Source organism: Streptomonospora halophila (assembly GCF_039542725.1).
Classification (GTDB): Bacteria; Actinomycetota; Actinomycetes; order Streptosporangiales; family Streptosporangiaceae; genus Streptomonospora; species Streptomonospora halophila.
This window is the reverse complement of the sequence record NZ_BAABIK010000025.1, coordinates 1-26,677: the sequence shown is the minus strand read 5'-3', so window position 1 is coordinate 26,677 and position 26,677 is coordinate 1. Positions and strand designations below refer to the sequence as shown.

22 protein-coding genes and 2 pseudogenes are annotated in these 26,677 nt (G+C 74.7%); 16 read left to right on the top strand and 8 right to left on the bottom strand.

Features of this window, described 5'->3' with window-relative positions; genetic code table 11:
• The first annotated feature begins 236 nt into the window (after positions 1–236).
• The 3 genes and pseudogenes from ABEA15_RS19370 to ABEA15_RS19360 all read left to right on the top strand — a co-directional run bounded on the left by ABEA15_RS19370 (position 237) and on the right by ABEA15_RS19360 (position 2,948).
• Entirely contained in the window at positions 237–947 is a 711-nt protein-coding gene (locus ABEA15_RS19370; RefSeq protein WP_344141853.1) for an alpha/beta fold hydrolase, read from the top strand.
• 155 nt (positions 948–1,102) lie between these two features.
• Positions 1,103–1,326: pseudogene (locus ABEA15_RS19365) on the top strand (Uma2 family endonuclease); the annotation flags it as partial.
• A 131-nt stretch (positions 1,327–1,457) separates the two neighbouring features.
• Positions 1,458–2,948, top strand: a complete 1,491-nt coding sequence (locus ABEA15_RS19360) for an NAD(P)H-hydrate dehydratase (RefSeq protein WP_344141850.1) — start codon at positions 1,458–1,460, stop codon at positions 2,946–2,948.
• 79 nt (positions 2,949–3,027) lie between these two features.
• Here the strand turns inward: ABEA15_RS19360 and ABEA15_RS25660 are convergent.
• Together ABEA15_RS25660 and ABEA15_RS19350 are read right to left on the bottom strand one after the other, a co-directional pair.
• A pseudogene (locus tag ABEA15_RS25660) lies at positions 3,028–3,597 on the bottom strand (IS982 family transposase); the annotation flags it as partial.
• Between the two features lie 62 nt (positions 3,598–3,659).
• Positions 3,660–4,160: an NUDIX hydrolase gene (locus ABEA15_RS19350; RefSeq protein WP_345558064.1), complete on the bottom strand. Its 501-nt coding sequence runs from the start codon at positions 4,158–4,160 to the stop codon at positions 3,660–3,662.
• 147 nt (positions 4,161–4,307) lie between these two features.
• Between ABEA15_RS19350 and ABEA15_RS19345 the strand changes: the two genes are divergently transcribed.
• Together ABEA15_RS19345 and ABEA15_RS19340 are read left to right on the top strand one after the other, a co-directional pair.
• On the top strand, positions 4,308–5,348 hold the full coding sequence (locus ABEA15_RS19345; protein ID WP_345558062.1) for an endonuclease/exonuclease/phosphatase family protein: 1,041 nt from the start codon (positions 4,308–4,310) through the stop codon (positions 5,346–5,348).
• Between the two features lie 265 nt (positions 5,349–5,613).
• Complete coding sequence (locus ABEA15_RS19340) at positions 5,614–7,842, top strand: PrsW family intramembrane metalloprotease (RefSeq protein WP_345558060.1); 2,229 nt, start codon at positions 5,614–5,616, stop codon at positions 7,840–7,842.
• Between the two features lie 406 nt (positions 7,843–8,248).
• Here the strand turns inward: ABEA15_RS19340 and ABEA15_RS19335 are convergent, their stop codons facing one another.
• The 4 genes from ABEA15_RS19335 to ABEA15_RS19320 are packed head-to-tail and all read right to left on the bottom strand — an operon-like array spanning position 8,249 to position 11,405.
• On the bottom strand, positions 8,249–9,349 hold the full coding sequence (locus ABEA15_RS19335) for an ABC transporter ATP-binding protein (protein WP_345558111.1): 1,101 nt from the start codon (positions 9,347–9,349) through the stop codon (positions 8,249–8,251).
• A gap of 38 nt (positions 9,350–9,387) precedes the next feature.
• The gene (locus ABEA15_RS19330) at positions 9,388–10,242 is read right to left on the bottom strand and encodes an ABC transporter permease (RefSeq protein WP_345558058.1); all 855 of its coding nucleotides are present in this window, start codon (positions 10,240–10,242) and stop codon (positions 9,388–9,390) included.
• Positions 10,217–11,002, bottom strand: a complete 786-nt coding sequence (gene modA, locus ABEA15_RS19325) for a molybdate ABC transporter substrate-binding protein (protein ID WP_345558057.1) — start codon at positions 11,000–11,002, stop codon at positions 10,217–10,219. The genes ABEA15_RS19330 and modA overlap by 26 nt, the downstream gene beginning before the upstream one ends.
• Positions 10,995–11,405, bottom strand: coding sequence for a TOBE domain-containing protein (locus ABEA15_RS19320; RefSeq protein ID WP_344141843.1), 411 nt, complete (start codon positions 11,403–11,405; stop codon positions 10,995–10,997). Before ABEA15_RS19320 ends, modA begins: the two co-directional genes overlap by 8 nt.
• 233 nt (positions 11,406–11,638) lie before the next feature.
• Between ABEA15_RS19320 and ABEA15_RS19315 the strand changes: the two genes are divergently transcribed.
• From ABEA15_RS19315 to ABEA15_RS19300, 4 genes are all read left to right on the top strand, one after another.
• Complete coding sequence (locus ABEA15_RS19315) at positions 11,639–12,997, top strand: sensor histidine kinase (protein ID WP_345558055.1); 1,359 nt, start codon at positions 11,639–11,641, stop codon at positions 12,995–12,997.
• Between the two features lie 2 nt (positions 12,998–12,999).
• On the top strand, positions 13,000–13,668 hold the full coding sequence (locus ABEA15_RS19310; protein ID WP_345558109.1) for a response regulator transcription factor: 669 nt from the start codon (positions 13,000–13,002) through the stop codon (positions 13,666–13,668).
• Positions 13,669–13,736: 68 nt separating this feature from the next.
• Positions 13,737–14,717, top strand: a complete 981-nt coding sequence (locus ABEA15_RS19305) for a DUF4097 family beta strand repeat-containing protein (protein WP_345558053.1) — start codon at positions 13,737–13,739, stop codon at positions 14,715–14,717.
• Positions 14,718–14,878: 161 nt separating this feature from the next.
• The gene (locus ABEA15_RS19300) at positions 14,879–15,589 is read left to right on the top strand and encodes a M50 family metallopeptidase (protein WP_344141840.1); all 711 of its coding nucleotides are present in this window, start codon (positions 14,879–14,881) and stop codon (positions 15,587–15,589) included.
• A 95-nt stretch (positions 15,590–15,684) separates the two neighbouring features.
• Here ABEA15_RS19300 and ABEA15_RS19295 read toward each other — a convergent pair whose 3' ends face one another.
• Positions 15,685–16,050: an STAS domain-containing protein gene (locus tag ABEA15_RS19295; protein WP_344141838.1), complete on the bottom strand. Its 366-nt coding sequence runs from the start codon at positions 16,048–16,050 to the stop codon at positions 15,685–15,687.
• Positions 16,051–16,683: 633 nt separating this feature from the next.
• Here ABEA15_RS19295 and paaC point away from each other — a divergent pair.
• Complete coding sequence (gene paaC, locus ABEA15_RS19290) at positions 16,684–17,487, top strand: 1,2-phenylacetyl-CoA epoxidase subunit PaaC (protein ID WP_345558051.1); 804 nt, start codon at positions 16,684–16,686, stop codon at positions 17,485–17,487.
• A 193-nt stretch (positions 17,488–17,680) separates the two neighbouring features.
• Here the strand turns inward: paaC and ABEA15_RS19285 are convergent, their stop codons facing one another.
• A complete protein-coding gene (locus ABEA15_RS19285) occupies positions 17,681–18,289 on the bottom strand; it encodes a DUF6069 family protein (protein WP_345558049.1) in 609 nt (202 codons plus the stop codon).
• Between the two features lie 807 nt (positions 18,290–19,096).
• On the opposite strand from ABEA15_RS19285, the gene ABEA15_RS19280 reads away from it, so the two are divergent.
• The 6 genes from ABEA15_RS19280 to ABEA15_RS19255 all read left to right on the top strand — a co-directional run bounded on the left by ABEA15_RS19280 (position 19,097) and on the right by ABEA15_RS19255 (position 26,392).
• Complete coding sequence (locus tag ABEA15_RS19280) at positions 19,097–20,752, top strand: glycine/sarcosine N-methyltransferase (protein ID WP_344141832.1); 1,656 nt, start codon at positions 19,097–19,099, stop codon at positions 20,750–20,752.
• 258 nt (positions 20,753–21,010) lie between these two features.
• Positions 21,011–21,919: a universal stress protein gene (locus ABEA15_RS19275; RefSeq protein ID WP_345558045.1), complete on the top strand. Its 909-nt coding sequence runs from the start codon at positions 21,011–21,013 to the stop codon at positions 21,917–21,919.
• Between the two features lie 489 nt (positions 21,920–22,408).
• Positions 22,409–23,392, top strand: a complete 984-nt coding sequence (locus ABEA15_RS19270; RefSeq protein ID WP_345558043.1) for an NADPH:quinone oxidoreductase family protein — start codon at positions 22,409–22,411, stop codon at positions 23,390–23,392.
• Between the two features lie 144 nt (positions 23,393–23,536).
• Positions 23,537–24,340: an SDR family oxidoreductase gene (locus tag ABEA15_RS19265; protein WP_344141829.1), complete on the top strand. Its 804-nt coding sequence runs from the start codon at positions 23,537–23,539 to the stop codon at positions 24,338–24,340.
• 11 nt (positions 24,341–24,351) lie between these two features.
• Entirely contained in the window at positions 24,352–25,578 is a 1,227-nt protein-coding gene (locus ABEA15_RS19260; RefSeq protein WP_345558041.1) for an acyl-CoA dehydrogenase family protein, read from the top strand.
• 268 nt (positions 25,579–25,846) lie between these two features.
• Positions 25,847–26,392 carry a hypothetical protein gene (locus tag ABEA15_RS19255; protein WP_344141827.1) on the top strand — a complete coding sequence of 182 codons (546 nt, stop codon included), beginning with the start codon at positions 25,847–25,849 and terminating at the stop codon, positions 26,390–26,392.
• Positions 26,393–26,677 lie beyond the last annotated feature (285 nt).

Genomic DNA, 26,677 nt, shown 5'->3' with positions numbered 1-26,677 from the left:
CCCCGGCGGCCGGACGTCCGCGACCGGCCCCGGGGGAGAGTGCGCCTGCCGCCGGGCCCTCGGCGGCCGGGCGAATGCCGCCAATTCCGCGAATCGGGACGATTTCCATTGCCGGAACGGTTCCCCGCCCGGGCTCGATGATCATAGGTTTGTCGCGACGGACCTACTGGTGAGGGGTGCCGGGGAGATTGCGGGGGCCTCCTGGCGCCGGGGCCGCGACTCGCGAAGGAAGCGCCATGGACTACGTCCTCGTACACGGAACCACGCAGTCCCCCCGGGGTTGGGACCGGCTCACCGCGGCACTGGCCCGGCGAGGGCACCGGGCGGTGGCCGTCGACCTGCTGGAGGGCGGATCCGACCTCGACGCCGACGGCTACGCGGAGATCGCCGCGAGGCAGGTCGCGGCCGCGGCGGCGGGCTCGGAGGCACCGGTGGTGGGGAGTTCCGGCGCGGGGCCCGTTGTGGTCGTGCACTCGGGCGCGGGCGCACTGGCGTCCGCGGTGGCCGCCCGACTGGGCGCGAGCCGGGTGGTCTGGCTGGCGGCCTTCGTGCCGGACACCGTCCGCCGGCGCAGCCTGCTCAGCGAGATCCAGGGGTCGGCGGCGGAGATGTTCAGCAGCGAGTGGAGCGGTCTGGCCGCCCCGCCCACCGGGGATCCGGTGACGGCGGGCTACTTCCTCTTCCACGACGGCGACCTGGCGACACTGCGCTGGGGACTGGACACCGTCCGGCTGTTCCAGCCGGCCCGCGTCTACGCGCAGGAGCCCCGCCCGCTCCCGGACGGCGTCGCGTCCACCTACCTGCTCCCGGTACGCGACCGCACCCTGCGCCCGCAGTGGATGCGCGTCGCCGCCGAACTGCGCCTGCGGATCAAGGCGCTGGAGGTCGACGCCGGCCACTGCCCGCACGTCTCGGCCCCCGAAGAGGTCGCCGGCATCATCGGCTGACCGGCGCCCGGAAGCCGCACCGGAACACGCTCCGTGGCACGGCCGATTCCCTGTGCACGGCCCGGGTATTGTCCGATGCAGGCGATGAGCGCGGCGGTATGCCGGAAAGCACCGTGACGGGGTGACACGAATGGCTGCTCTGGGCGACGACAGAGGAGTCGGAGGTCCGCGACCGGGAGCGCAAGCCGCAGCTGTACGCGCAGGCGGGGATCAAGCACCACTGGCGGTCGAGAACGAGGACGGGCGCCCGGTCGTCTACGTCTACGAGCTGGACCCCGCCACCGGCGCCTACGTCGCCTCGGGTATCCATCGCGACCGGTTGAAGCTCGCGGTGCCCTTCGACATCGACGTCGATCTCACCGCGATCGACGACATGTGACACCCGGTCTGCGCAGTGGAGCCGGTCGCTGTTCGCGGCGGGCCGGGTTTCCGGGATCGGGCGGGCTGCGGCATGCTCGCAGTAGCGCCGAGCCGGGCGCGGGACCGGGCGACGACCGAAGAGGAGGCCCCGTGCGCAACGCACACTCCGCCGCCGCGGTGCGCAAGGCCGAGGGCGCGCTGATGGAGCGGCTGCCCGAGGGCGCGCTGATGCAGCGGGCCGCCGCCGGGCTTGCGGCCGCGTGCTCGCGGATGCTACCGCGCACGTACGGCGCGCGGGTGGTGCTGCTGGTCGGCAGCGGCGACAACGGCGGCGACGCGCTCTACGCAGGCGCCCTGCTGGCGCGCCGCGGCGCGTCCGTGCGCGCGGTGCTCGCGGGTTCGCGCGTGCACGAGGGGGGACTGGCGGCGCTGCGGGCGGTCGGCGGCCGCACCGTGGCGGCGCCCAGCGGCGGCCGGAGCATCGGCGACTCCGCCGCGGCCGAGGAGATCGCGGCGGCCGACCTCCTCGTCGACGGCTTGGTGGGCATCGGCGGCAGCGGCGGCCTGCGCGAGCCCCACGCTGCGCTCGCGGGGCTGGCGGGCGCGGCCCTGGCGCCGACGGTCGCCGTCGACCTGCCCAGCGGGATCGACGCCGACACGGGCACCGCCTCCGGCCCCACCGTGCGGGCCGACGTCACGGTCACGTTCGGCACCCACAAGCCCGGCCTGTTCGTCGACCCCGGGGCCGAGCGCGCGGGTGTCGTGGAGCTGGTGGACATCGGGCTCGGTCCCGAGCTGTCCGGTCCGAGCCTGGAGTGCCCGCAGAGCGGGGACGTCGCCCGGCTGCTGCCGCGGCCGACGGGCGAGTCCGACAAGTACCGGCGCGGCGTGCTGGCGATGGCGGTGGGCTCGGACCGCTACCGGGGCGCCGCGGTGCTGGCGGTCGGCGGCGCGTTGCGCGCCGGCGTGGGCATGGTGCGCTATGCCGGGTCCGAGGGTGTCGTCGGCGAGGTGCTCAGCCGCTGGCCCGAGGCGGTGGCCTCCGTGCTGGACCCGATGGACCCCCTGGCCGCGCTGCCCCGCCGGGTGGCGGCCTGGGTCGTGGGCCCCGGTCGCGGCCTGCACCCGATGGCGCGGGCCGAGCTGGAGGCCGTCGTGGAGACGGAGCTGCCGGTGCTGCTCGACGCCGACGCGGTCACCCTGGTGTCGAAGAAGCCGGAGCTCGTGCGCGAGCGCTCCGCGCCCACCCTGCTCACACCGCACGCCGGCGAGCTGGCCCGGCTGCTGCCGGGCACCGAGCGCACCGACGTCGAGGGCGGCCGGCTGTCGTACGCGTCGCGTGCCGCCGACGAGTACGGGTGCACGGTCCTGCTGAAGGGGTCGACCACCGTCGTGGCGGAGCCGGGGCGCCCCGCGGTCGCCAACCCCACCGGCAGCCCGCTGCTGGCCACCGCCGGTACGGGCGACGTGCTGGCGGGCGTGATCGGCTCCTTCATGGCCGCGGGCCTGGCACCCCGCGAAGCGGCCGCGGCGGGCGCCTACGTGCACGGCCTCGCCGCCCGGCTGGCCCGCGACGGAGCCCCGGTCTCGGCCTCGGACCTGTTCGACGCCCTGCCCGCCGCCCTGGCCGAGGTCGGATGAGGGTTCGGACGGTGTCCTGGGGCGTGTTCGACGGGGTGCTGTCCTCCTGCGCGGCGCCCCGGCACCTCTCCCGCCGCGTTCTCGCCGGTCGGCAGGGGCCCGCCCCGGCTTCTTCCCCGGCTGTGTGCGAGTGCGGCACCGGGAAGCCCTCGTGGCACACGATCAGGCATTCACCCGGCGCGCACCGGTGCGCATGGAGCACGCGCAGCGCCTGCTCGTGCTCCTCCGGCTCCTTGGGTGGGCCGGGCCGAACGCGCACACCGGCCCCTCGGCGGTGGTAACCGGCGTCAGCTCGGCGCCCCAGCAGAAGGCGTGGTGGGACTCGTCCTTCCCGTAGCCGGCGATCTCGCCCGGGCCGGCCACATCCCCGCGGCGAGCAGGGCCGGTGCCGTATCGCGCAGGTGGCGGTTGTACTCGGACCGGGCCGGCAGGCGCGGGAGGAGACGACCGATCCGGGCCGGGGCCGATCGCAGCCATCGGCGCTCGTCGTCGCAGGGCAGCGGGCCTGAGCCACGGCCACGCAGACGGGTTCGGCGTCGGTGCGCAGCCGTATCGAGCCGCGATTGCGCGGTTGTCGGGCCGAATGCAGGACGTGGTCGTCCAGGTGGATATAGAGTGCGATCAGAAGGGCGTCGAGGTTTGTCTTCACACACTGATCTTCGGCGCCCTTCGCCATGCCCGCAGCCGGTTCGGGAAACTCCCATCAACGATCTACTGGTCGGCCTGATCCGTCTTTGCGCGGGCCAGGCCGCGGGCGGCCATGTCGGCGACGAACGTGTCGCCGGGGTCGCGGCTGTCCTTGAGCAGGCCCAGGTCCCCTTCGCCGATCCAGCGGAACTCGGTGTGCTTGCCCGGCTCCAGGCGGGGCGTGGCGAGGTCGCCCGACACGCGCACCAGGTAGTCCGCCTCGTTGCGGCGCACGCCGTCGCCGGGCGTCCACACCAGCCGGTCGAGCTCGGCGACGACCGCGGTCAGCCGCCAGCCGGTCTCCTCGGCGATCTCGCGGGCGAGCGCCTCGGGCATCGTCTCGCCGGGCTCGACATGGCCGCCGACGAGGTCCCAGCAGCCGGGGAACAGCCGCCGGTCGGGCGAGCGGCGCTGCACGAACACGCGCCCCTCGCCGTCGGAGACCACGGCCCCCGCGACCCACAGCCCGCCGTCGGCGGTGTCGGGGAAGCGGATGCCGGGCGCCACGCTGACTCCCTCTGCCACGGATGCCTCCTTTCCCCCTGAAGCGGACCGCCCGCGGCAGTCCGTCCCGACCCTGGCCCCACGACGCGCAGTGGTGGTACACGTGAACAGTAGGCGATGGGGCCGACGCAAGGGACGGGGACAGCCGTGGCTCGAACTGGGGGCGCCGTGCCTTCATCCCGCGCCGGCCGGCCCACCGGGGGCGGGCAGGGGGACCAGGCGCCGGCTCCGGCCGGCGGCTCCGGCGGCCGCGCCCGGCTGGGCTGGGTGACCGCCCTGGTCGCGGTGAGTGTGGTGCCGTGGGCGCTGTGGGCGGCGGTGCGCGCCACCGGAACGGAGGCCGGCTTTCCCGCGGTCGCCCTGATCGCGTTCACGCCCTACGTCGCGGCGACCTCGGTCGTCCCGCTCGCGCTGGCACTGCTGACGCGGCGCGGCTGGGCGGCCCTCGCCGCCGGCGCCGCGGCCGTCGTACTGCTGGCCTGCGTCCTGCCGCGCGGCCTCCCGGGGCCGGCGCCCCAGGCCGACCCCCGCGGCCCGCGCATGACCGTGCTGACGGCCAACGTCTACTTCGGCCTCGCCGACCCCGACGCGCTCGTGCGGCTGGTGCGCGAGCGGGGCGTCGACGTGCTCAGCCTGCAGGAGCTGACCCGCCAGTCCGACGACGCGCTCACCCGCGCGGGCCTGCGTGCCCTGCTGCCCTATGACGTCACGCACGCCGGGACGGGCCCGGTCGGCGGAGCGGTCTACTCGGCGCACCCGGTGGAGGAGGCGGGCGACAGCTCCCGGCACGAGTACTTCGCCATGCCGCGGGCCCGCGTGCTGGTCCCGGGCGCACCGCCGGTCGAGGTGGTCTCGACGCACCCCATGCCGCCGGCCGGTTCCGGCGCCGTCGCGGGCTGGCGCGACTCCCTGCGCGAGCTGCCCGACGCCCGCCCCGGCGGCGGCCTGCGCGTGCTCGCCGGCGACTTCAACGCGACCCTCGACCACGCCGAGCTCCGCGCGCTGCTCGACACCGGCTACACCGACGCCGCCGACGCCTCCGGCGACGGGTGGCGGGCCACCTGGCCCTCCGACGGCTCGCTGCCCGGAACGACGATCGACCACATCCTGGTGGACCGCCGCGTCGAGGTCCGGCGGACCTCCGTGCACACCCTCCCCGATACCGACCACCGCGCCGTCCTCGCCGAGCTGTCCCTGCCGCGGGCCTGAGCGGGGCCGCCCGGCCCGGCGCCCTTGCGCCCGGCTACCGCGGACGGCGCGGACCCCGCCTGAACCCGGGCGCGGGCGCCGTCGTCGCGCTCACCTGCCATCACGCGCGAACCCCTTCGAGTACGGCGGATCGGGGCGGCGCGGCGCAGGGGCGCCGCGATAGCGTAGGCGCTCGCCGCGCCACGGACCCGTGGCCGAGGCCGATCCTCCCGACACCGCCGGCCGGGTCGCCGGTGCCGGGCCGGGACACCGCCGTAGGGGGCTTATGGACGAGCAGGCCATGATCACCCGCGACCTCGCGCTGCGGCTCTGCGCCAACGCGACCGAGTTCGACCAGGGGTGGATCGAGGCGGACGCCAAGATCGTCGTCCCCTTCGCCGCGCCGCGCGACACCGCGCTGATCCACCGCGTCGTCGCGGCCGGGCGCGCTCTGGGCGTCGAACGGCTGCTGGTGGGCCGCACCCGCGCGGAGTTCGCCTATGAGCCGGTGACCGAGGTGGCGGCCGACACGGCCAGCGTCGTGCACGTCATCCGCTCGTGGGGGGACGAGCCCACCGACGTGCTGGTGGCGGTGGAGGACTTCTCCGCGGCGGTGCTCGTCACATCGACGACGCTGACCGTGGCGGCCGGCCCGCCGGACTTCCTGCGGCCGCTGGTCGGTCCCGACCTGGAGTCGGCCCGCACCGCGTTCGCCGAAGAGGCGCGGGACAGCCGCGACCCCGAGCTGCTGCGCGCCGCCCAGGCCTACAACTGCCTGGAGCCCGGAGCACGCCACGCCCGCACCCCGCGCGGTCCGGGCCCCGACCTCGCCGAGCGGCTGGCGGTGCGTGCCCGCTCCCTGCAGGAGGGCTCGCCCGGCGCCGCCGCGGTACTGCGCGCGCTGCGCGGCGGCTGGGCGTGGGCGATGCTGGCCGTGCTGCTGGTGGCGCCGTTCTTCGTCCCGGCGACGGCCGCCGCCCTTCCCGCCGCGGCGGGCATGCTGTGGCTGGTGGCGCAGCTGGCCTGGCTGTCGCGCTCGCGGACCGTCGCGTTCTCGACGCTGGTGCGCGTGCTGCTGCTGGGCGCCCTGCTGGTGTGGCCGCTCGCCGTCGCGGAGGACGCCTTGACCGCCTATGCGGGCGTCGACCGGTGGGTGGCCTACACCTACGTCGCGGTGTGGGTGGAGGAAGCGGGCAAGCTGCTGCCGCTGCTGCTGGTCGGACTGCCCGCGCGGCGCCGGTTCCGCAGGCTGGCGGCGGTGGACTACCTGCTCCTGGCGGCCGCGTCCGGCGCCGGCTTCCAGGCGGCCGAGACCCTGCTGCGCGCGCTGCCCGCCGGCGGCGCGGCGGCGCTGCCCTTCCCCGGCCCGGCGGCGTTCCTGCCCGGCGCGGTGGCGGTGCCGGAACTGGGCGTGCACTTCTCCGGCCACGGCGTGCTGACCGGCCTCGTCGGCGCGGCGCTCGGCCTCGCTGTCGTGGGCCGCCGCAGCGGGGGTGCATGGCTGTGGCTGCTGCCGCCGGCGGCGTTCGCCCTGGCGGTCCTGCAGCACATGATGTTCAACGCCGCCGTCGCCGAGGCGGCGCTCGGCTCGCCGCTGGAACCCCACCCCGCCACCGCGGTCCTGTACGGCTTCACCGGCGGCGGGACAGCGGACCGGTGGCTGCTGCTGTTCCTGCTGGTGTGCGCCGTGCTGCTGGACTACCGGACGGCCCGGTGCGCGGCAGCCGTGACGCCGCCCCTGCCGGGGCACCCGCCGCTGCCCGGTCTGCGGCGGCGCGCCTACGGCCGGGCGATCCGGCTGGGCGTGCGCGTGCCCGGCGACATCGCCCCGGTCTTCCGCCGCGCCGCGCTGCTGTGGGCCCACGCGCCGCTGCGGCTGGCGCTGACGCTCTCCGACATGCTGCACGAGGCCGCCGTGATGCTGGCCGCCGCACGGCGCGGTCCCGCCGTCCTCGGCACGGCGTGGCGGTTCCTGCGGGAGCGCCGCGCCTACGCCATGGGCGCGGCGCGGTCGGGGGAGCGGCCCTGGCGGCGGTTCCCCACACGCGAGGACCTGCGCTCGACCGAGCACCGGCTCGGCGCGACCCTCTTCGGCGCGGCCGGCGCCGCCGGTGCGGCCGCGGGCGCCTTCGTGCTGGTCGCGGTGTGCGCGGCCGCCGACGCGTACGGCCCGGCGGGCGGGTTCCACGCACACGCCGCCGCGTCCCCGGGCGGGACGCCGTTCACCGCCTACGCCGCCGAGGCGCTGCGCCACGCCGCCGACTGGTACCGGGCGCTTCCGCCCTCGGCGCTGCCGTGGGTGTGGGCGTGGTGGGCGGCGCTGCTCACGCTGCCGGCGGCCGGGTGGTCGGTGCCCCGCGCGTACCCCGATGCGGAGTCGTTCCTGCGCGAGCCGTCGCGGATGGCGGGCCGTGTGCTGGGAGCGGCGGCTCCGGGGCAGGTGCCGTATGCGGTGGCCGGGCTGGCGGGTCTGCTGCTGCCGTCGGTGGTCGAGCGGCCGCTGCGCCGCCGCTGAGCCCGCGGGGAGGCGTCGCCGGTCCCGCGGTCCCGCCGGTTCTCGGGCGGGCTGCGGCGGCCCGTCAGGCGCGGTGGTCGTGCCCGCCGCGCCGCCGCCCCGGTCCGCGATCGATCCGCCCGGGGACTCGTCGCCGTGATGGCCGTGCTTGTAGTAGCCCTCGTGGTCGTCGGCCTGTGCGGCTCCCGCGGAGACCAGGGCGCCGGCGGCGCCGCGGCCACGGTAAGTCCCCCGGTGGCGACATGGTGTTCCACGGACACGGAGGGTTCCCTCGTACGTGGTCACTGCTCCTGCATTCCGTGGTCGCAGCGATCAGCGTCCGCCGTGGCCTCCAGAACTCTCCGCGCCTGCGGGTGAACCGCCGGCTCCGCCCGTTGCGCCCCCGAAGCGGGCCGCCGGGTGGCGGCTACGCCGGGTAGCAGCGGACCTCGGTCGCCTTGACCGCGGCCCAGACCTCGGCTCCGCCGACCGGCCGCAGCTCGGCCAGCGCCTCCGGCGTGATGTCGGCGAGCAGCGGGAGGGCGCCCTCCAGGTGCACCCGCACCTGGTCGCCGAACCGCTCCACCCCCTCGATCCGCAGCCGCCACAGGTTGCGCGGCGTGCCGTCGGGGCGTTGCCGGTACAGGGCGACGGCGCGCGGCGGGAACGCGACGAACACCTCGCCGTCCCAGCGCTCGGACAGCGAGACCTCCGCCGGCGCGGACTCCGCCCCGCCCGCCAGCGCGACCCGCGTGCCCCGGGCGCTGCCGCGGTAGAGGTTGAGCCCCACCAGCCGCGCGACGTAGCCGGTGCGGGGGTGCTGGGCGACCTCGCCGGGGGTGCCCTCCTGGACCACGCGGCCCGCTTCGAGCACGGTGATGCGGTCGGCGAGCACCATCGCGTCCAGCGGGTCGTGGGTGACCAGCACGGTGGCGCAGTCCAGGTCGGCCAGCCGGCGGCGCAGCTCCGAGCGCACCGAGGCGCGGGTGTGCACGTCCAGCGCGGCCAGCGGCTCGTCGAGTAGCAGCAGCCGCGGGCGCACGGCCAGCGCGCGGGCCAGCGCGACCCGCTGCGCCTGGCCGCCCGAGAGCGCGCGCGGGCGGGCGGCCGCGTACTCGGCCAGCCCCACCCGCTCCAGCAGTTCGGCGGCGCGCTCGCGCGCCTCGGCGCGGCCGGCGCCCTGGCAGCGGGGCCCGAAGGCGACGTTGTCCAGGGCGCTGAGATGACCGAAGAGCAGGTAGTCCTGGAAGACCATGCCGACAGGGCGGCGCTCGGTCGGCATGGTGGTCACGTCCTGGGCGTCCAGCCCGATCCGCCCGTCGGCCAGCGACTCCAGCCCGGCCAGCGCCCGCAGCGCGGTCGACTTGCCCGACCCGTTGGGGCCCAGCACCGCGACCACCTCGCCCGGCCGCGCCCGCAGTTCGGCGTCCAGCCGGAACGCGCCCCGGTCGACCACCAGGCGCGCGTCCAGTCCCCGGCGCGCGCCGTCCCCGCGGTCCGCGCCGTCCCCGCGGTCCGCGCCGTCCACGACGCCCCCGCCCCCGGCTCCGGGCGCCCGTTCCGCTGTCACAGCGCACCCACCCACCGGTCGCGCAGCGCTATCAGGATCACCAGCGACACGCCGAGCAGCACCAGGCTCAGCACGATCGCCGACTCCGGGCTCTCCTGCATGGCCAGGTACACCGCCAGCGGCATGGTCTGGGTGCGCCCGGGGAAGTTGCCCGCGAAGGTGATGGTGGCGCCGAACTCGCCGAGCGCGCGCGCCCAGGCCAGCACGCCGCCGGCGAGGACGCCGGGGGCCACCATCGGCAGCGTGACGCGGCGGAAGACGACCGCACGCGAGGCGCCCAAGGTGGCGGCGGCCTCCTCGTAGCGCCGGTCGGCGGCCCGCAGCGCCCCTTCGACGCTGATGACCAGGAACGGCATCGCGACGAACACCTGGGCGACCACCACCGCCGCCGGCGTGAACGGCAGCGTCAGCCCGAACCACGCGTCGAGGTAGCGCCCCACGAGCCCGCGCCGGCCCAGCGCCAGCAGCAGCGCAACACCGCCCACGACCGGCGGGATCACCAGTGGAACCGTGACCAGCGCGCGCACCACGCGGCGGCCGGGGAAGTCCGTGCGCGCCAGCAGCCACGCCAGCGGCACCCCCAGCAGCACCGCGACGGCGGTGGCGGCGGTCGCGGTCGTCAGCGACAGCCACAGCGCTCCGCGCACCTCCGGCATCAGCAGCCGGGTGCCCAGGGTGGGCCAGGGGGCGCGGGCCAGCAGCCCGGCGAACGGCAGCACCAGGAACGCGAGCCCGACCAGGGCAGGCACGGCGAGCGGCCACGGGAAGCGCCCCGAGCGCACGCGCAGCCGGCCGCTCCCGCGCGCGGCCGGGCGCGCGGGCGCCTCAGGAGGTGGTGAAGCCCGCGTCATCGAAGACCTCGGCGGCGCCGTCGGATCGGACGAACTCCGTCCACTCGCGTGCGAGCCCGGGTCGGGCCGCGTCGTCGAGCACCGCGATCGGGTAGTCGTTGGCGGCCTGCTCGGCTTCGGGGAAGGCGATGCCCTCGACCCTCCCGCTCGCGCGGACGTCGGTGCGGTAGACGAGGGCGGCGTCGACCTCGCCCAGCTCGGCCTTCGTCAGCGCGGCCTTGACGTCGCGCTCACGCGAGACCGGTGTGACCTCCAGGTCCGCGGCCTCCAGCACCTCGGCGGCAGCGGCGCCGCAGGGCACCTCCTCCGCGCACAGCGCGACCTTGACGCCGGAGTCGGCGAGGTCGGACAGGGAACCGACGCCCGCGGGGTTGTCCGGGGGCACGGCGATCCGCAGCGTGTTGCGCACGAAGACGACGGGGTCGCCGGCGGTGAGGCCGTCGCCGGCGACCGTGTCCATGGTCTGGGTGTCGGCGGAGGCGAACACGTCCGCCGGTGCGCCCTCGGCGATCTGATTGGCCAGTTCGGAGCTGCCCGCGAAGTTGAACTCCACCCGGGTGCCGGGGCGTTCCCGCTCGAAGCGCCCGCCCAGCTCCTCGAACGTCCCGGTCAGCGACGCCGCGGCGAACACGGTGAGGGTCCGCTCCGCCCGCCCGCCGCCCGAGCCCGCGGAGCCGTCGCTGCCGTCGACCGGGGCGCAGGCCGCTGCCGCGGCCAGCACCAGCCCCGCCGCTGCGCCCGTGATGAGGCGGCTAGCCATGCCGCTGTCCCTTCGCCGGTTCGTTCTCGACGACCACGTGTGTCGACTTCACGATCGCCGAGGCCACCGAGCCGACGTCCAGCCCCAGCTCGTCGGCCGCTTCGCGGCTCATCAGCGACACCACGCGGTGCGGCCCCGCCTGGATCTCGACCTGGGCCATCACGCCGTCGCGGTGGACCGCGGTGACCAGGCCGCGGAACCTGTTGCGCGCCGAGGAGACCTGGCGGCCCGGGTCCTCGGGTGCGTCGGCGCGCAGGAACGCGGCGAGGTCGGCGCCGTCGACGGTGCGGTGCCCGTGTGCGCCGCGCGCCGCGGGCAGCCGCCCGGAGTCGACCCAGCGGCGGACCGTGTCGCCGCTGACGCCCACGAGCCCGGCGACCTCACTGATTCGGAACATCGGCACGCCGCAGAATCTACACCTCGCAGAAGCGAAGGGAAACCCGAAATCCATTCGCTTCTGCGACAGGGAGGGCCGATGGTGGCACGCGTATGCGAATCCGACCCACACGCCCGGCCCCGGTGTTGCTAGCACTACCCGGGCGCGGTGTGGTGACGTCATGGCGCCCGGGGCCGCCGCATCCTAGGTTTGGTAGCGCGGACAGGACGATCGGCCTGCGGACAGAGGGGGTGGCGCGGGTGCGTGCAGTCGCCGCCGCCGCGACGGCGGGTGCGCCCCTGCTCGGCGACGCCGAAGCGCGCTCGCCGAAGGGCCGCCTGCTCGGCCTGCTCCACCTGGTGACCTCCTTCGCGCTGTCCGTGGGCTACCTGGTGCCCGGCACGCTGGTGCTGCTGCCGGTCGTGGCCCTGGTGCTGCTGGTCTTCACCGGCTTCGTCGACCTGCTGCCGGCGGGCGAGCCCCCCTCGCCCGCCGCTCTCGCCGCCTTCTCCGCCGTCCTGCTGACCTGCGCGCCCCTGCTCGGGCGGCTGGCCTGCACCATCCAGCGCCGCCGCCTGGAGGACGTGTTCGGCGTGGTCGAGTCCCGCGCACCGCGGCCCGCCGCCCGACCGCGCAACCCGGCCGAAGCGCTGCTGCGCGGCCTCGGCTACCTCTACGGCCGCGACGCCTGGACTGCCGTCATCTGCGCCACTCTCACCGGCGTGCAGGGCGTGGTCTTCGGCGGGATCGTGCTGGGCCTGGTCGTCTACGGCACCGCGCTGGCCGCGGGTTCGCTGGTCGGCCTCGGCTACGCGCTGGTCAGCGGTTCTCTGGAGAACGCCGCGGCGCCGCTGGCGGCGGTGTTCCTCGGGCCGGTGGGCGCCGTGGTCGGGCTGTGGGCGGTACCACTGCTGGTCCGGCTGGAGTTCGAGGTCAGCCGCCGGCTGCTCCTCGACGCGCCGGAGATGGTGGTGCGGCGCCGACTGGCCCAGGTCCAGGACAGCCGGCTGCGGATGGTCGACGCCGCCGAAGCCGAGCGCCGCCGCATCGAGCGCGACCTGCACGACGGTGCGCAGCAGCGCCTGCTGGTGGTGACCATGACGCTGAGCCGGGCGCGCGCCCGCGCCGCCGACCCCGACGAGGTCCGCGCCCTGATCGACGAGGCCCGCGGCGAGGCCAAGGCCGTGATGGCCGAGCTCCGCGAGGTCGCCCGCGGCCTGCACCCCCGGGCCCTCACCGACCACGGCCTGGACGCGGCGCTGCCGGTGGCCGCCGGGCGCTGCCCCGTGCCCGTCCAGGTACGGGTGGACCTGCCCGAACGCCCCTCGGCGCGCGCCGAGGGGGTCGCCTACTACGTGGTCTGCGAAGCCCTGGCCAACGTCGCCAAGCACGCCGGCGCCGAGAGCGTCGAAGTGCGCGCCGAACGGGCCGCGGCCGAAGGCGCGGACCTGCTGCGCATAACCGTCACCGACGACGGCAAGGGCGGCGCCGACCCCGATTCCGGAACCGGCCTCTACGGCCTGTGGGACCGCGTCAACGCCGTCGACGGCGCCCTGGCGGTGGACAGCCCGGCGGGTGAGGGCACAGTTTTGACAGCCGACATCCCCTGGGAGGCGTGACCGTGCGCATCATCATCGCCGAGGACTCCGTGCTGCTGCGCAGCGGCATGGTCAAGCTCCTGGAGGACGCGGGCGTCGAGGTGCTGGCCGCAGCCGGCGACGCCGAGGAGTTGCTCGCCGCCGTCGACAACGAACCCGCCCCCGACCTGTGCCTGATCGACATCCGCATGCCGCCGGGATACGCCGAGGAGGGGCTGCAGGCCGCGATCGAGATCCGCCGCCGCAAGCCCGGCGTCGCGGTGCTGCTGCTCTCCCAGCACGTGGTCAGCCGCTACGCCGCCGAGCTGCTGGGCGGCGACACCGGCGGCGTGGGCTACCTGCTCAAGGACCGCGTGGCCGACATCGACGAGTTCCTGGTCACGCTGCGCCGGGTCGCCGGCGGCGGCGCGGCCATCGACCCCGAGGTGGTCGCGCAGCTGCTCAGCCGACGCGAGGACAGCGCCATCGATCGGCTGAGCCGCCGCGAGGGCGAGGTCCTCAGCGCGATGGCCGAGGGCCTGAACAACGCGGGCATCGCCGCGAACCTGTTCATCACCGAACGGGCCGTGGAGAAGCACATCCGGGCCATATTCACCAAGCTCGACCTCGGCCAGGACGACCACGACCACCGCCGCGTGCGCGCCGTCCTGGAGTACCTGCGGGGCAGCGACCGCCGCAGCGCCGCACCGTGACCGAGCGGGCACCCGCCCCCACCACACCAGCGAGCAAGGGAGCAGCCGCTCCCGGAGGGAAGCAGGAGATGACATTCACGGGACGCGGGCTTTACGCCGCATCCAGCAAGGAGCCGCGCGGGCGCAGCTCCGGCTGGCTGCTCATCGGGGCCGCGCTGGCGCTGGCGGTGCTGGTGGGTGGAGCGCTGCTCAGCTTCGGCAGTGTCGAGTTGGGCGGCGACACACGCAGTGACGACTTCTCGGGCGTCGAGAAGGTCGAGGTGCGCACCGGATCCGGCGGCGACGTCACCGTCCACGGCACCGAGGACGACGAGGTCACCGTCGAACGCAGTCTGCGGGGCACCCCCTTCGCCGACCCCCGCGAGCGGCTGGAGGCGGACGGCGGAACCGTGAAGGCCGAGGCCACCTGCGGCGGCGGCGCCTGGTTCCTCGGCGACTGCGCGGTGGACTACACGATCAGCGTCCCCGAGGGCACCGCGGTGAGCGTCGACTCGGCGTCCGGCGACGTGGAGCTCGACGAGGTCGTCGGCACCGTCGACGTCTCGGCGGGCTCCGGCTCGATCCGGGGCGAGGACCTCACCGGCGACATCCGCGCGGCCACCACCACAGGGGAGATCGACCTGGGCGACGTCGAGGGCGACGTGGAGATGGAGTCCAACACCGGCTCCATCAGCGCCGAGGGCAGCGGCGGCACCGTGACCGCCGAGACCACCACCGGCGAGGTGGACCTTGAGGAGTTCGCAGCCGAGAGCTTCGACGTCGAGACCACGACCGGCAGTGTCAACCTGGAAGCCGGGTTCGCCAAGGCCCGGGTCGAGACGACCACGGGCTCCGTCGGGATAGAGGCGCTCAAGCCCTTCGACAGCCTGGAGGTCGACACCACCACCGGCTCCGTCGAGGTCGATGTCCCCGAAGGCTCCTACCGCGTCACCGGCGACTCCACGACCGGCGAACGGGACGTCGACGTCGACACCTCCGCCGCCGGCGGCGCTCCCCGCATCGCCGTCTCCACCACCACCGGCTCCTTCAACATCGAAGCCGAGGACTGATCGGTCCCCGGCCGTGACCGGCCCCGTGCGGCACGCCCGGAGCGGGCCGCGTACGGTCCGCGCGCATCCACCGGCAGGGGGCGTCCTCCGCACACGGACGGGCGCCCCCGCGCCATGCCCTACAGTTTGCGCCTGAGCGGCGATCCGAGGGGAGCGGGCCAATGGAGGCGACAACGTTCGGCGACGTCTGGCAGGAGGCGTTCACCGTGCAGGCTCCGCCGCCCACCTGGCTGGTCGTCGCGGCGGGCGTCGCAGCCCTGGTCGTCGTGGTCACCCGCGGCCCCTGGCGGCTGGCCCGCAACGTCGTCACCATCGCCCACGAGGGCGGGCACGCCGTCGTGGCCCTGCTCAGCGGCCGCCAGCTCACCGGCATCCGGCTGCACTCCGACACCTCGGGTGTCACCGTGTCGCGGGGCAAGCCGCGCGGTCCGGGCATGATCATGACGGTGGCGGCCGGCTACATCACTCCCTCGATCGTGGGACTGCTGGCCATCCTGCTGCTGGTCAGCAACCGGATCACCGCGCTTCTGTGGATGAGCGTCCTGGTGCTGGCGGCCATGCTGCTGCTGATCCGCAACGTCTACGGCGTGGTCTCGGTCGTGGGCACCGGCGCGGTGGTGTTCCTGGTCTCCTGGTTCACCCCGGCCGAGGTGCAGGCGGCCTTCGCCTACTTCTTCACCTGGTTCCTGCTGCTGGCGGGCATCCGGCCGGTGATCGAGCTGCAGGCGCAGCGCCGCCGCCAGCCCTCACCGGAGTCCGACGCCGACCAGCTGCACCGGCTGACGGGGGCCCCGGGCGTCCTGTGGGTGGCGTTCTTCGGCGTGGTCAACGTCGCGGTGACCGCGACCGGGGTCTGGCTCTTGATGTTCTGAGGGCCGGCGCCCGCCGCGCGTGCGGGCGCCGGACACGACGCAGGCGCCGCACGTTGGACGTGGGCGCCTTTTCTCTCGGGCTGGGTGGGGGAGCGCTAGCTCGCGCTGGAGCTCTCCTGAGGGGCCGCCAGGGCGGCCTCGACGGTGGGGAAGACGGCGACGCGGGTGTCGATCGCCGTCACGTGCAGAATGCGTGCGATGCGCTCGGACGCGGCGGCGACCGCAAGGCTGCCCCCGGCGCCCTTGGCGGCCTTGTGCGCCTGGATGAGCACGCGCAGCCCGCTGGAGTCGATGAAGGCCAGGCGGCTGAAGTCGAGGACGAGGCGTTCCTGCGGCCGCGCGTCGACGGCCGCGCGCACCGCCTGGTGGAACTGGTCCTCGGTGGCCATGTCGACTTCGCCGCTGAGCGCGAGGACGACGCCGTCGTCGCGATCGCGGCGGGTGATCTTCAGCGCGGCCATGTTCGCTCCGGGATGTTGCGCCGATGCCGTTGCCCTGGGGACCGGTGCGGCGTCGCCACCAGGGCGAGGGCTCTTACCGAACGTGCCGGTCAGCACGTTCGACGACGCGCCGCACAGGCGTGGCTGGTTGTTCAAAGTCGGCTACCCCCATGCTGACAACCGATGTGTCAGGCATATGTGGATCTGAGCTGCCTGCCGTGCCGTGGCGCCGCGGGCGCATAGTCGGCGGAAGGCGGTCGGCGGCAGATGGTTCTGGCCTGCTCGGCCCGATGGGCGGCTCGCGTCGCGCGGTCGCCGCTCCCCCTCATTCCTAAGATGCTTAGAATCAAGCATCCGTCGGGGACGATACCACAGGGCTGTGGCCTTTTCGTGACGCGAGTGACGCACATGCGTGTCCCTAACCGTATTCACACTTCTCTTACCTGCGGTTATCGACGGGGCCCGGGGAGAGGGCGACATCGGCCACACCCGCCCTCCGGTCCACCGCACGCTCCGCGGCCGCCCCACCGGGCTCAGCCGCCGCACCCGTTTCGTCCCGCATCCTCCCGCCGCACCGCATCGCCGCGACGGCAGGTGTCCGAACCCGCGCAGAGGGGGTAGGGAACGACTGCACGTGCACCGCGGGGGGATGCGATGAACGAGAGAGGCGCCGCGGCCGCCGCGGCCGACACCGCCGCCAACGCCTACGTGCTGCGGTTGGGCGACGACGCGCTCGTCGCGGGCCACCGGCTGGCCGAGACCGAGGGCAGCGGGCTGTGGCCGGCTGCCCACGACGGCGAGACCGAGGCCGCCCGTATCGCGCGCGGCCAGCTGAGGCTGGCCCGCTCGCTCCTGGGCTCCGCCGCACGGATGGAGGAGCAGCTCACCGGCGTGCTGCGCACCGAGGACGACCTCATCATGGGCCGCGGCGCCGACCAGTTCCTCAACCTGCGGCTGCTGGAGCTGCCCAATACCGACCTCGCCCACGCCGTCGTGCGCCAACTGCTGTTCTCCGCCTACGCGCTGGAGCTCTACACGGCGCTCACCGCCTCCGCGGACTCCGCGCTGGCGGCCATCGCCCGTACCGCCGTGCGCGAGCTCCCCTTCCACCGCGACCACGCCGTCCGCTGGACGCTGCGGCTGGGCTCGGGCGACGACGACCGCCGCCGGCTCGACGCGGCGCTGAGCGAGGCGTGGCCGTACACCGGCGAGCTGTTCCTCTCCGACGAGGTCTCGCGCAGCGCCGCCGAGGCCGGTATCGGGACCGATCCCGCACTGCTGCGGCCCGCGTGGGAGGCGGCCGTGGAGGGAGTGCTGCGCGACGCGCGGGTGGCCCGGCCGGACCCGGTGCCGCCGGTCGGCCCGGTGGAGATGTGCGGCCGCGGAGGCGTCCACGCCGAGGCCTTCGACCGGACGCTCGCCGACATCCGCCGCGACCGCGCGCCGGAGGGGCAGTGACGCTCGCGCTCGGCCCGCGCGCCCGCGCGCACGCGCGCGCAATGGCTGCAGGAGTCATGCGGGGAGCCGGCGCGGAGAAGGGCCCGGCCGGCGCGGAGCGCGCGCCCCACCGGAGCGGGCGGAGGTGGAGCCCGGCCCCGGAGGGACCGGGCTCGGGACCGCGTCGCGGGCGGCCCGCGGCCCCGCGGGCCGCTCAGTCGCGGGGGAGGCGCGTGGTCTGGTCGGGCGCGTGCGGAGCGCCGCCGCGGTGCCGGCCTCCCGATCGGCGCTCGGGCGCCTCGCCCAGGGCGTCGCGGTAGCCGCTGGAGTAGCCGGAGTCGTCGAACTCCGCGCCTTCGGGTACGTCGCGCTGGACCGGCTCGCGCCGGGTGCGGCGGACCGCGGTCGCGCCGACGCTGGTCAGCAGCGAGACGATCGCGATGCCGACGACGGTGTTGATGACGGCGGTGGATAGCTGGCTGGCCGGCGTCGCGCTCTGGGTGAACGGGCTGACCGCCGCGACGACCGTGGCCAGGCCCACGATCCAGCCGAAGAAGATCGTGGCCCGCGGAGCGCTGATCAGCAGCAGGTGCAGCAGTGCGGTGGCCACCAGTGCGGCGATGCCCGCCGTGGCGGCGTAGGCGGCCGTGCCCGCGCCGCCGGTGTAGCCGGCCTCCTCGGGAGCCAGAATCGGGATGCCCAGCACGCCTCGCACAACCAGCGTGCCGACGAGGACGATCAGGGCCGCGACGACGGCGGTGGCGAGACCGCCGGACCACAACCTGACGGCGTTCACACGCCGTTCGTTGCCATATTCGCTCATGCCGTTTCCCCCCGATACGGCCCGAACACGGTTGCTGGCCCCATACCCGGCGCCGACCGGCGAAAACACGGGTGCCCCGCGGGCGCGGCCGATCCGGCGCGGGGGGCCGCGCGCGCACGAGGCCGGCCAACGGGGCGGTCGGGGTAGGGGCGCGAGAGGCGGCACCGCGGCCACGCCGACCGGGCGCGGCCCTACGCCGTACGGAGGCGCGGCCGGCGCCCGAGTGTGTCCGGAATCACCGTGGAATCTCCGCTCGACCGGTCATCGGACGCGGTGTCCGGCACTGCGACGCAGGTCACAGGGGCGCCCGCCGACTCGGTGCCGAGGGCGGTGTGCGGGGCGCGCCCGCGGCGGCGCCCGCGTTCGCCGAGCCCAGCTCAACGACCGGTCGGCCCGGCGCGGAAGGCGGCCTCCGAAGCGCGTGGAACCGCGGCGCCCGCGCCGTTTGCGGGCCGCGGGCTGGCGCCGAAACGGCGCTTACTCGCGCCGGGGAGAACGCATTATAGACTATCGAGAATTCGCATCGGATTCCTGGTCGCGCTTTGGGAATTCGCGGTGCGTCTTGCGCAATGTGTTGCGTAGTGCGGTTCGCGGCGGGCTCAATAGGTGCTCCGAAGGGCCTCTGACGTGGGCGGAGGCGCTGTGTCACTATGATGACCCGGGGTGAATTTTTCGGCTCTGACCTGCGCGGACAAGCTAAAAATGCCTCTTGCCACTTGAACTATGGTGGGGGTCATGGCTTTCAATGTATATGCGCGAAGTTTGACCCTCGGCGTCGTGTGTGTCTGGTGAGAGGGTTTTTCGAGTGTGAGGAGTCGAACAATTAAGGGACAGGATCAGCAAGATTTTGGTGACGACCCGCTGGCCGTTCGCGACACCGATCACTACAAAGACGAGTACGTGACGGGGTTCGTCGACAAGTGGGACGAGCTGATCGACTGGAAGAAGCGCTGGGCCAGCGAGGGCAACTTCTTCATCGAGCAGCTCAAGGCTCGCGGCGTCGAGAAGGTGCTCGACGTGGCCACCGGCACGGGCTTCCACTCCGTCCGCCTCATCGAGGACGGGTTCGAGACCGTCAGCGCCGACGGCAGTGCGGAGATGCTGGCCAAGGCCTTCGCCAACGGACAGACCTACGGCGGCCACATCCTGCGCGTCGTCCAGGCCGACTGGCGCTACCTCAACCGGGACGTGCACGGCAGCTACGACGCCATCATCTGCCTGGGCAACTCGTTCACCCACCTGTTCTCGGAGCGCGACCGCCGCAAGGCGCTGGCTGAGTTCTACGCGATGCTCAAGCACGACGGCGTGCTCATCCTGGATCAGCGCAACTACGACGCCCTGCTCGACGGCCAGTACGGGAACAGCCACACCTACTACTACTGCGGCGACGAGGTCTCGGCCGAGCCCGACCACGTCGACGAGGGCCTGGCGCGCTTCCGCTACCAGTTCCCGGACCAGTCGCAGTACTACCTGAACATGTTCCCCCTGCGGAAGAACTACGTGCGGCGGCTGATGCGCGAGGTGGGCTTCCAGCGCGTCGACACCTACGGCGACTTCCAGGAGACCTACCAGGCCGACGAGCCGGACTTCTTCATCCACATCGCGGAGAAGTCCTACCGCACCGAGGACGAGCTGACCGGCTCGTACTCCTCCGCGGTCCAGACGGCCCGCGAGTACTACAACTCCACCGACGCCGACACCTTCTACCACACGATCTGGGGCGGCACCGACATCCACGTCGGGCTCTACGAGTCCGACACGGACGACATCGGTGCGGCCAGCGTGCGCACGGTCGAGCGCATGGCCGGCAAGGTCCAGGTCACCCCCGCCACGAAGGTGATCGACATCGGCGCGGGCTACGGCGGTTCGGCCCGCTTCCTGGCCCGCACCTACGGCTGCCACGTGACCTGCCTCAACCTCAGCGAGGTGGAGAACGAGCGCAACCGGGAGAAGAACCGCGAAGAAGGCCTCGACCACCTCATCGACGTGGTCGACGGCTCCTTCGAGGACATCCCCGTCCAGGACAACGGGTACGACGTCGTGTGGTCGCAGGACGCCTTCCTGCACAGCGGCGACCGCATCCGTGTGATGGAGGAGGTCGCCCGGGTCATCCGCCCCGGAGGCCACTTCGTCTTCACCGACCCCATGGCCGCGGACAACGCCGACCGCGGTGAGCTCAAGCCCATCCTCAAGCGGCTCCACCTGGACACCATGGGCACGCCCGGGTTCTACGACCGCGAGGCCGCCCGGCTGGGCCTGTCCAAGGTCGAGTTCGACGACCTCACTCCGCAGCTGCCGAACCACTACGGCCGCGTGCTCGCGGAGACCGAGAGCCGGGAGTCGGAGCTGAGCGGCAAGATCAGCGACGAGTACCTGGAGCACATGAAGACCGGACTGCGCAACTGGGTCAACGGCGGCCGGTCCGGCTCCCTCGCCTGGGGCATCCTGCACTACCGCGCCTGATCCCCTGGCGACTCACCAGCGGCCCCGCGGCCCCCTCCGCGGGGCCGCTGGTGTCTCCGCCGGCGGTTCGGCCCGTGTCGGCACGGGGTCTCGCGGGTACTCGGCAGGACGGGACACCGCCGCCCTCCGCCGCGGTCGCCCCGAACGCAGCGGGGCAGGACCCGGGCGTAGGCGGCGCGCAGCGTGCGCGGCCGGCCCCGGTCGGTCTCGTCCGCCCGCCCCGGCCCAGGTACCGCGCCGGTAGAGAGGAAGCGCCAGATGGACGGCACATCGGAGCGGCTCTGGGTGGTCGTCGGCGTCGACGGCTCCGATTCCAGCCGCTACGCGCTGGAGTGGTCGGCCAACCAGGCGGCGCAGCGTGGACGCGGACTGACCATCCTCACCGCGGTGGGCCCGCCCGACGCCGCGGGCGCCTTCCGCGAGATCGTCCCGCGCGGCGGCGAGCAGGAGACCTCCGACCGCCTCCGCGACGCCCAGGCGCTGCTGGACTACGCCCGCGACTGGATTCTGCGGCTGTTCCCCGAGCTGTCGGTGCGCACCCGCATGCCCACCGCGCGCGCCGCCGACGCGCTCCTGGACGAGGCCAAGCAGCCCGACACCTCCGCCGTGGTCGTGGGCTCGCGCGGGCTCGGCGGTCTGGCGTCGGCCTTCGTGGGGTCGGTGGGCATCGAGCTGGCCGCGCACTCCCCGGTGCCGGTGATCGTGCTGCCGAAGAAGCACGAGGCCGCACACCGCGCCAAGGGCCGCGTCGTCGTCGGCGTGGACGGATCGGAGTCCAGCCGCCGGGCCGTGGAGTTCGCCTTCGCCCAGGCGCGGTGGAACGAGGCCGAGCTGGTGGGGGTCTGCGCCTGGCAGCCGATGGCGGCGTTCGTCTCCGCGATGGGGCCGGTGCCGCCCGAGGCCTTCGACGACGAGGCCGTGGAGGCCACGGCCCGCCGCACCGCCGAGGCCGAGCTGGCGGAACTGCGCGAGGCGTACGCCGACGTGTCGGTGGACCTGCGCACGCTGCGCGCCCATCCGGTGGTGGCGATCCTGGAGGAGGCCACGCCCGCCGACCTGGTCGTCGTGGGTTCGCGCGGCCGAGGCGGTTTCCGCGGCCTGATGCTGGGTTCCGTCAGCCAGTCGGTCCTGCACGGCGCGCACGGTCCGGTGGCCGTGGTGCGCTGACACCGGCCGGCCCCGGCGGCCCGGTGCTCCGGGCGGTGCGCCCGAGGGCGCCCTCGGCCGGAGCCGAGCGGCTCCGCGAGGGCGGGTGCGCGCGTCCCGGGGCGAGCGCGGCGACGCGGCCTGCGCCGACTCCGGCGCGTACGAAGCGGGCCTGTCCGGTGATCGCCTCGACGGCGGCGCGGCCGCCGCAGGCGACGACCGTCCGCCCGCGGAGGGCGGTACCGCCTGTTCGGAGAACGGGAAGGCGCCCGGCGCATGGCGGCGCTCCCGGTGGTCGGCGTGATGCAGGACGTGCTGCTCGGCGTCCTCGGCGGAGCCGGTGCCGGTGCCGGCGAAGCGGAGTACCTGCAATGCGCCGTCATCCAACCGGGTGCGCGACCGCCGCCGGGTCGTCGGACGGGCGCGGTGCGGCACTTGACGGAGAGGCGCCCACCACGGTTGACTCGGACAGACCGACCAGTTGGTATTCGACGACCGCGGAGGCGGCCAGTGAAAGCGTTGCGGGTGCACGAGACCGGCGAGCCCACCGACGTCCTGCGTGTCGAGGAGGTCGAGGACCCGCGTCCGGGCGCGGGGCAGGTGCTGGTGCGGGTCCGCTCCGCCGCCGTCAACTTCCCCGACGCGCTGCTGTGCCGCGGCATGTACCAGGTGAAGCCGCCGCTGCCCTTCACGCCGGGCGTCGAGCTGTGCGGCGACGTCGCCGAGACGGGCGAGGGGGTCAGCGGCGTCGAGGCGGGGGCCCGCGTCGTCGGCAGCGCCGACCTGCCCGCCGGCGCCTTCGCCGACTACGCGCTGATGAGCGCCGACGCGGTCTTTCCGGCACCCGCCGCCCTCACCGACGACGAGGCGGCCTCCCTGTTCATCGGCTACCAGACCGGGTGGTTCGCCCTGCACCGCCGCGCGCGGCTGCGCGAAGGCGAGACCGTGCTCGTGCACGCCGCCGCCGGCGGGGTCGGCAGCGCGGCGGTACAGCTCGCCAAGGCCGCCGGCGCGCGCGTGGTCGGGGTCGTCGGCGGTCCCCGCAAGGCCGAGACCGCGGCCGCGCTGGGTGCCGACGTCGTCGTGGACCGCCGTAGCGAGGACTTCGTCGCCGCGGTCAAGGAGTACACCGGCGGCCGCGGCGCCGACGTCGTCTTCGACCCGGTCGGCGGCGACTCCTACCAGCGCTCCACCAAGTGCATCGCCTTCGAGGGCCGCATCGTGGTCGTCGGCTTCGCGAGCGGCACGATCCCCTCGCCCGGGCTGAACCACGCGCTGATCAAGAACTACTCCATTCTCGGGCTGCACTGGGGCCTGTACCGCCAACGGGCGCCCGAAGCCGTACCGGAGGCCCACGCGCGCCTCACCGAGCTCGCCGACCGCGGCCTGGTCAAGCCGCTGGTCAGCGAGCGCCTCGGCGCCGCCGAGCTGCCGGCCGGCGTGCAGCGGCTCGCCGACGGGGACACGGTCGGCCGCCTCGTGTTCACCCCCTGATCCCGCCTTGAGGCGCCGCCCCGCCGCCCCGCGGCGCCCGGGCGGGTTCTGATGGCCCGACGGGCACCCGGCCGGTCCCGCGGCGGCCCCGGCCCCGGCCCGGCCACCGCCACTGCGCCGCCCAGTCAGCGAAGGAGCCCCCGCATGCCCGAACCGTTCTCGATCCCCGGTACGACGGCGGTCGTCACCGGAGCCGCCGGCGGCATCGGGCTGGCGATCGCCCGCCGGCTGCTGCACCAGGGCGCGGCGCGGGTGGTGATCATCGACCTCGACGCGGACCGCGTCGCCGCGGCGGCCGAGGAGCTGGGAGACCGCGCCGACGGCGTCGCGTTCGACGTCGCCGACGAGGCGGCCGCGGCCGCCGCCGTCGCCCGCATCGAGGAGGACCACGGGCCGATCGACCTGTGGTGCTCCAACGCCGGGGTCGCCGCCGGCGAGGGACTCGGCGACGACGCCGCATGGGAGCTGTCCTGGCGGGTGCACGTCATGGCGCACGTCTACGCCGCCCGTGCGCTGTTCCCCCGCATGGCCGAGCGCGGCCGCGGCCACTTCCTGGTGACCGCATCGGCAGCCGGCCTGCTCACCCAGCTCGACTCCGCTCCCTACACGGCCACCAAGCACGGCGCCGTCGCGCTCGCCGAGTGGCTGGCGATCCGGCACGCCGACGACGGGATCTCCGTGTCGTGCCTGTGCCCGCAGGGCGTCAACACCGCTATGACCGCCGGCGACGGCGGTACCTCGGCCACCCGGCTGGGCGGTGCCTACATCGAGCCGGAGGACGTCGGGGAGGCCGTCGTGGCGGCGCTGCACGCCGGCCGGTTCCTGGTCCTCCCGCATCCCGAGGCGGCCGACTACGAACAGCGGCGCGCCGCGGACCGCGACCGCTGGCTCGAGGGCATGCGCCGCGCCTGGGCCACCATCCGCGCGGGTGCCGCCCGCGGCGAGTGAGAGAGGCGAGCATGGACTTCGGCTACGACGAGACCACCCGCGCCCACCTGGAGCGCCTGCGGGCGTTCATGGACGAGCGGGTCATCCCCGCCGAACCCGTCTACGCCGAGCAGGCCGCCCGGCGCAGCGACCCGTGGTCGGCTCCGCCGGTGGTCGAGGAGCTGCAGGCCGAGGCGCGCAAGCGCGGGCTGTGGAACCTGTTCCTGCCCGCGTCGGACTACGGCGCCGGGCTGACCAACCTGCAGTACGCACCGCTGGCCGAGCTGACCGGACGCTCGCCAGGCCTGGCGCCCAGCGCCCTCAACTGTGCCGCCCCCGACACCGGCAACATGGAGATCCTGGCCATGTTCGGCACCGAGGAGCAGCGCAGGCGGTGGCTGGAGCCGCTCCTCGAAGCCGAGATCCGCTCGGCGTTCTGCATGACCGAGCCCGACGTGGCCTCCTCGGACGCCTCGAACATCCGGCTGAGCATCACCGCCGACGGCGGCGACTACGTGCTCGACGGGCGCAAGTGGTGGACCTCCGGCGCCCTCAGCCCCGACTGCCGGCTGCTGATCGTCATGGGCGTGACCGACCCGGGCGCCGCGCCCTACCGGCGCCAGAGCATGGTGCTCGTGCCCGCGGACACCCCCGGCGTCGAGGTCGGCCGAGGGCTGCCCGTCTTCGGCTACACCGACGGGACCAAGGGCGGACACGCCGAGGTCTCCTTTACCGGCGCCCGGGTACCCAAGAGCAACATCCTGCTCGGCGAGGGCGAGGGGTTCCGCATCGCGCAGGAGCGGCTGGGGCCGGGGCGCATCCACCACTGCATGCGCGCGATCGGCGTCGCCGAACGCGCCCTGGAGCTGATGTGCGCCCGGGCCGCCGAGCGGACGGCATTCGGCGGGCCGCTGGCCGAGCAGGGCACGGTGCGCGAGTCGATCGCGCGGGCGCGGGTGCGCATCGAGCAGGCCCGGCTCCTGGTGCTCAAGACCGCCTGGCTGATGGACACGGTCGGCAACAAGGGCGCGCGCACGGAGGTCTCGGCGATCAAGGCCGAGGTGCCGCTGATGGTCCAGCAGGTGCTCGACGACGCGATCCAGGTGCACGGCGGTGCGGGAGTGTCCGACGACTTCCCGCTTGCTCAGCTGTGGGCCGCCAACCGCACGCTGCGGCTGGCGGACGGCCCGGACGAGGTGCACCTGCGCTCCATCGCGCGCCGCGAACTGCGGCCGTACCTGGCGGACGCGCAGGCGTAGCGGCCCGGCCGCCTGCGGGGAACCCCTGCGCAGGCGGCCGCCGTTCCGGTGCACCGCCCACCCGCCGCGTGCGCCGCGCCGGGCGCGTGCTCCGCCGAAATCCCCGTCAATTCCGGTAATACTTCGGTGAAGTCGCTTCCGGAACGCGTTCATGCCGATACGTTCGGTGGCGAGGCCCTCCGCGGTCCGCGGCCGGGCGCGGGGACGCGCCCGGCGGCGCGTTCGAGCGGAGCATCGGAGGCGGCCGGCGACGGAAGGGGTTGTGGGCGTGCGGACTCCCAGTGCGATGACGCTGTACCTGGCCGGAGGCGCCGCCGCGCTGCTCGCGGCTTCCGGCTGCGGCCTCGGCCTCTCCGGCGGCGGCCTGGGCGACGACCCCGACCTGCCGGGCGCCGACGCCGCGGACCAGACCAGTGCCACGATCGGTGTCGTCGAGGACACCGAGGCCGGGCCCGTGGTCAGCGACTCCGACGGCTACACGCTCTACGCCTACACCGGCGACACCGCCGAGCCGCCCACCTCCACCTGCAGCGGCGAGTGCGCCGAGCAGTGGCCCCCCGCGCTGGTCCGGGGCGGGCTCTCCACCGACGGCGTCGCCCGGAGCCTGGTCGGCCGGATGAAGCGCAGCGACGGGGGGACCCAGCTCACCCTGTCCGGCTGGCCGCTGTACCGCTTCTCCGGCGACGTCGACCCGGGAGACGTCTACGGCCAGGGCGCCGACGGCACCTGGTTCGCCATGACGCCGTCCGGCACCCGCGCCGAAGCGCTGCCCTACGGCACCGAGGAGGGCACCGGCGGCCTGCGCGACGACTAGCGGCCTTGCCCGCACGGTCCGCGCTACGCCAGTGGTGTGACGCGGATCATGCCGTGTGGTGAAGCCGCGGCGGCGCCGCCGCGCGCGGGCGCCGGGCCGGACGCGGAGCAATCGCTTTCCCGAAGCGGAGTCGGCGGCTGCGCTCCGCGCGGCCCCGGGTGCCGAGCGTTGCGCGTATCGGCCGTGGTCTGCGAAGACGTCGCCGCGCTGGCGCCTCCGCCCGGCGGCGCGCCGCCCACCGGACCGGGCGCGGGCGGCCGCCGGCGCGCGGCGGTGCGCCCGCAC